Consider the following 5,567-nt stretch of genomic DNA (forward strand, 5'->3'; position numbering starts at 1 on the left):
GTCGAACAGACCGAAGACGCGATGCAGAAATTCGCCGAGGACGTGGTCGAACTGGCCAACGGCTATCCCGACTACGGACATCCGATCGAGATTGCCTATCAGCTTTCGGCCGAATATCCGCATCTGGCAAAGACACTCGCTCAGCGACTGAAGCTGGCCGAAGAGATGCCGCTGTTGGCGCAGCTCGTCGCCGCCAGCGCCTTCGACGCGGCACTGCACGATGCGTTCGGCCGCGCGAGCGATATGAATTCGTACGACGGACTCTCGTCCAAACAGATGAACGACGACCTGTCGATCTATCTCGATGACCAATTCAAGGGCGAATACCTCGACAAGTACACGTTGCGGCAGCCCAAGCCGACGTTGCCGCTCTACCATCTCGTCGGAGCCATCGATCCGCTCACGCCGGCCGACGTCAAACAGCCGCTCAAAGACGGCCTTCCCGAGTCGCTGGCGGACTGGATCAAAGCTGACGGCTTGACCCATCTGAAGATCAAGCTGGCCGGCGACAACTTAGATTGGGACGTCGAGAGGACGCTGGCCGTCGATCGGGTAGCGACCGAGGCCGCGACCTCCAAGGGCAAGCCAGCACTGTCTTACTCGTGCGACTTCAACGAGAAGTGTGCGAATGTCGCTTACGTGCTCGATTTTCTGGGGCGCGTCAAGAAGCAGAATGCGGCGGCCTTTGACCGCATTCAGTACCTCGAGCAACCAACCCATCGCAATTTGCGCGAGCACCCGAACGATAAGATGCACGATGCGGCCAAGCTCAAGCCGATCGTGATTGACGAGTCGCTCGTCGACTACGAAACACTGATGCTCGCCCGCGACATGGGTTACAGCGGCGTCGCACTCAAGACGTGCAAGGGTCAGACCGATTCGTTGCTGCTCGCCGCCGCCGCACAGAAATTTAACATGTTCCTCTGCGTGCAGGATCTCACCTGTCCCGGAGCCTCGTTTCTGCAATCGGCGTCGCTCGCCGCCCGCATCCCCACGGTCGCTGCCGTGGAAGGCAACAGCCGCCAATACTGTCCGCAGGCCAACAAGCTCTGGGCGAAAAAGTATCCGGGCCTCTTCAAAGTCACCGATGGCCAGATTGCCACAGGCGCATTGAACAAGATCGGCCTGGGATTCTGACGACTCGTCCTCGCAAGGCGCGGTAAGGTAGACGTGTCAGTCGGAAGTTGGTCCGCCTGGAGCGCGACTCCGACTTGCGACGAAAATGGTTGTGAGCGGCTTGCGCTCTCAAGATGTCGATGCTTAGTTTGCGATCTGATCTTAAACTCGCCGAACCATCCAATTTACGCCCGCCGAATTCTCCGGCGTCGCGGGTGGGGAGAACAACTGAGCGTTTCCAACGAAGCCATCGGATCGCCTCAGCGACACTTGTATTGGCGCTAGCCACCGGGATTTCAGGGGGATTGTCTGCGGCCAGCTACTGCGTTGGCCGAAATACCGAGTCCGAGCTGCGTTTCTTTGAGCCCCGGCGGCCGCCCACGGTCGACGAAGCGCTCGTTGCATGCCCAATCGAATACGCTCTTCGGTCGAACGACCGAAACGATGTGATTTTTCTGGGCGATAGCACCTGCCGTGTCGGTGTTGATCCGATTCGCTTTGAGGGTCTGTCCGGGCTGCGCGCTTTCAACTTGGGGAGCCAAGGCAGGATTGGACCCATGGGGTTCTTGATTACGGGGATGGGTTATTTGTCAAAGCACCCCCGGCCGCAACTCGTGGTCTTATGCATGGCACCTATCGCCTTTGACTCCGGTGCCAGTGAGATCGCCGACAGAATGGGCAGTACGATGCAGGCTCGCTTTGAAGCCAATTATGGGCCCGAGGTGCCGGGCCTCATTCCGCTAAATGCTAGCGTGCGCTACTTCATTCAGCGTGGATCCCTGACCACCTGGGGCGCGGTGTCGACTTTGTTCCGGGGCCGCGATCAAGACATCCGTGATGTTCCCCTCGATGGGGCGCAACGGAAGGTGCCACCCATAACCTTTCGCGCCGTTCAAGAGGGCGCGATCAAATCACGCGGCTTCTATCCGGTTCCGGGAGACCACGTTGCAAGAGAAGAAATCGAATCCCCGGGAGCGCCCGCCAAGATCCAATCGGAATGGGATCGCAGCGTCCGCCTGTTGGCCGAAGCTTGCCGGAACCTGGGCATCCCCTTATTGATTCGATTTTCGCCCATGCCAAGTGACCTGTCCCAAGTGAAGGACTTCTCGACGATTGAACAATGGTCGCGAAATCTGGAAACCGATTACTCGAACGTGCGCATCGGCCGACCTACCTTACTTTGGTACGAACCGAAGCTGTGCTGGGACCACATTCACCTCAACGCTTCTGGCGTTGCAGTTTACATGCCGCAGCTGGCCACAGAGATCCGCGACATCCTGGACGAGGCACACAGCTCGAGGAACCGCGGTTCCTCTTGAATTTCAGGTGCTGCACGGCGACGCACTGCGCAAACTGCTGTCGCATCGCTCCGCCGTGACCCCAGCCGCGATCGAACCTATACTGATCGCTATGACGGTTGAACAGCGTCGCCTTGAGGAGTCGAATCGCCGGACGGCCAACTGGCAGCGCTGGGGGCCGTATCTTTCCGAGCGGCAATGGGGAACGGTCCGCGAGGATTATTCGGCCACTGGCGAGTGCTGGGATTATTTTCCGCACGACCATTCGCGCAGTCGCGCGTATCGCTGGGGCGAAGACGGGCTGCTGGGCATCTGCGACCGGGAGTGCCGGCTCTGCTTTGCGCCGGCCCTCTGGAACGGCAAGGACGCGATCCTCAAAGAACGGCTGTTCGGCCTGAATGGGAACGAGGGAAATCACGCCGAGGACGTGAAGGAAATTTATTTTTACCTCGATTCGTCCCCCACACATTCCTATCTCAAGGCACTCTACAAATATCCGCAGGCGGCTTTTCCCTACGAATTGCTGGTCTCGGAGAACCGGCGCCGCAGCCGGCTCGACCCAGAATTTGAAATTACGGACACAAATGTCTTCGACGACGGGCGGTATTTCGACGTCTTTGTCGAATATTCCAAGGCCAACACCGACGACATCTTGATGCGCCTTACGGTGGCCAACCGCGGGCCCGACGCCGCGGCGTTGCACCTGTTACCCACGCTCTGGTTCCGCAATTCCTGGTCTTGGGGCTGCGGTCATGAGGGGTGCGAGATCAAGCCGCGCATCGATCTCGAGGTCGACGGCGGATTGCAGACCAATCATCCATCGCTCGGCGTCTACCGCTTCTTCGCCGAGCCGGCCTCCGACGGCGCGAAGCCGACGATGCTTTTCACCGAGAACGAGACGAACTTCGTACGGGTCTTCAAATTCCCCGAAGACCCCGAGGTGAAGTTCAAGGATGCCTTTCACGAATTCGTGGTCGGCGGCAACAAGGATGCGCTCAGTAAGCAGCCGACCGGCACCAAAGCGGCGGCCTACTATCAGCTCAACGTCCCCGCCGGTAAGGAAGTCACGCTGCGACTGCGTCTTTTCGCCAGCGACCAGGCTCCCCTCACTCCCTTCGGCCCCGAGTTCGATCGCATCTTCGCCGAGCGGATTGCCGACACCGACGAATTCTATGACGCCATATTGTCTCCCGATCTCACGCCGCAAGCCAGAAGTATCTCCCGGCAGGCCGCAGCGGGGCTACTCTGGAGCAAGCAATTCTATTTTTATTCCGTGAAGGACTGGCTGTACGGCGACCCGGATCAGCCGCCTCCGCCCCCCGGGCATCAACACACGCGCAACGTCGACTGGCAGCACCTGTTCAATCGCGATGTGATCTCGATGCCGGACAAATGGGAGTACCCGTGGTACGCCGCGTGGGATCTGGCGTTCCATATGCTGCCGCTCGCTAAGCTCGATCCCGAATTCGCCAAAAGCCAGTTGATCCTGTTTCTGCGTGAATGGTACATGCATCCCAACGGTCAGATTCCGGCTTACGAGTTCGCGTTTTCGGACGTGAATCCGCCGGTCCACGCCTGGGCTTGCTGGCGCGTCTACAAGATGACCGCCTCCCGCGGACAGCGTGACCGGATGTTTCTGGCCCGCACCTTTCAGAAGCTGCTCCTCAACTTCACCTGGTGGGTCAACCGTAAAGATATCGAGGGCAACAATCTCTTTTCCGGAGGATTCCTCGGGCTGGATAACATCGGCGTATTCGACCGATCGAAGCCGTTGCCTGGCGGCGGCGTGCTCGAACAAGCCGACGGGACCGCCTGGATGGCTTTCTACTGCTCGACGATGCTCGCCATGGCGCTCGAGCTGGCTGCCGAAAGCCCGGAATACGAGGACATTGCCTCAAAATTCTTCGAGCACTTTGTCGCCATCGTCGACGCGATGAATTCTCTGGGCGGCAGCGGATTGTGGGACGAAACGGACGGGTTTTACTACGACCAGCTGCACGTGCAGGGCCAAGATACGCCGCTTAAAATTCGCTCGATCGTCGGGCTGATTCCGCTGTTTGCCGTGGAGGTGCTCGACGACCGCCAGATCGATCGGCTGCCCGGCTTCAAGAAGCGGATGCAATGGTTCCTCGACCATCGGAAAGAATTGGCCGCATACATCTCCTACTGCCAGCCCGACGCTGCGGCTCGCGCCGACGATGGCCCTGCGCACGGCCGGCGGCTGCTGGCAATTCCGTCGAAAGAGCGTCTCGAGCGGGTGCTGCGCTATTTGCTCGACGAGAACGAGTTTCTCTCGGACTACGGAATCCGTTCCGTGTCGCGCGTCCACAAGGATCATCCGTTTGTGCTGCAATCCGACGGCAACGAGCACCGCGTCGACTACGAACCGGGCGAATCGACCACGGGTCTATTCGGCGGAAACTCGAACTGGCGCGGGCCGATCTGGATGCCCATTAACTTCTTGTTCATCGAGGCGCTCGAGCGCTATCACCACTTTTACGGCGACTCGTTTCAGGTTGAGTGCCCAACGGGTTCCGGACGCAAGCTGACACTCAAAGACGTCGCCCGAGAGATCGAGGCTCGCCTCGCGCAAATTTTCCTCGCCGATTCGAAGGGCCGCCGGCCATGCAATGGGAACGTCCGCCAATTCGTCGACGACCCGTATTGGCGCGACCACGTCTTGTTTTACGAATACTTCCACGGCGACAACGGGCGGGGCTGCGGAGCCAGCCATCAGACTGGCTGGACCGCGCTCATCACGCGGATGCTGTGGGACCTGCCGCGAACGGTAAAGAGCGCACGCGCAAAGCCAAAGCCCACCAAAACCGCCAGGCGTACGAGTTGAGCTACGGCTGCGCGCGGCGAGTCGCAATCAGGTCGACTCGCGCAGTTAACCGTTCCATTCGAGTCTTCGCAGAGGCCGCGAATGCCCGGCAACGACTAAACTACCCACCCAGCCTGGCGCCGGGTCAAAATCTGCAAACGACCAATTCTGATGCGCTGCCGGATCGGAATCGTCGCGGATTAGACGCGGCGAATCGCCCAGCGCCACGCTGACACTGAATGACGCCAGTGGCCGCGACAATCCGCATCCAGTCGCCTTCAAATAGGCCTCCTTGCGGGTCCAGGCCCGATAGAAGGCAACGGCCTGCT

At 59.6% G+C, this 5,567-nt stretch carries 4 protein-coding genes; 3 read left to right on the forward strand and 1 reads right to left on the reverse strand.

Annotation, left to right across the window (positions count from 1 at the left end):
- The 3 genes from VGY55_11490 to VGY55_11500 form a co-directional block, all read left to right on the forward strand.
- Positions 1-1,137 (forward strand): enolase C-terminal domain-like protein (locus VGY55_11490; GenBank protein HEV2970583.1); only part of this gene is annotated, 1,137 nt, incomplete at its 5' end.
- Positions 1,138-1,742: 605 nt separating this feature from the next.
- Complete coding sequence (locus VGY55_11495) at positions 1,743-2,435, forward strand: hypothetical protein (GenBank protein HEV2970584.1); 693 nt, start codon at positions 1,743-1,745, stop codon at positions 2,433-2,435.
- A gap of 91 nt (positions 2,436-2,526) precedes the next feature.
- The gene (locus VGY55_11500; protein HEV2970585.1) at positions 2,527-5,259 is read left to right on the forward strand and encodes a glucosidase; all 2,733 of its coding nucleotides are present in this window, start codon (positions 2,527-2,529) and stop codon (positions 5,257-5,259) included.
- A gap of 45 nt (positions 5,260-5,304) precedes the next feature.
- On the opposite strand, the gene VGY55_11505 is transcribed toward VGY55_11500, so the two are convergent.
- Positions 5,305-5,567 (reverse strand): 4'-phosphopantetheinyl transferase superfamily protein (locus VGY55_11505; protein ID HEV2970586.1); only part of this gene is annotated, 263 nt, incomplete at its 5' end.

It is taken from the genome of Pirellulales bacterium, assembly GCA_035939775.1.
Lineage (GTDB): Bacteria > Planctomycetota > Planctomycetia > Pirellulales > DATAWG01 > DASZFO01.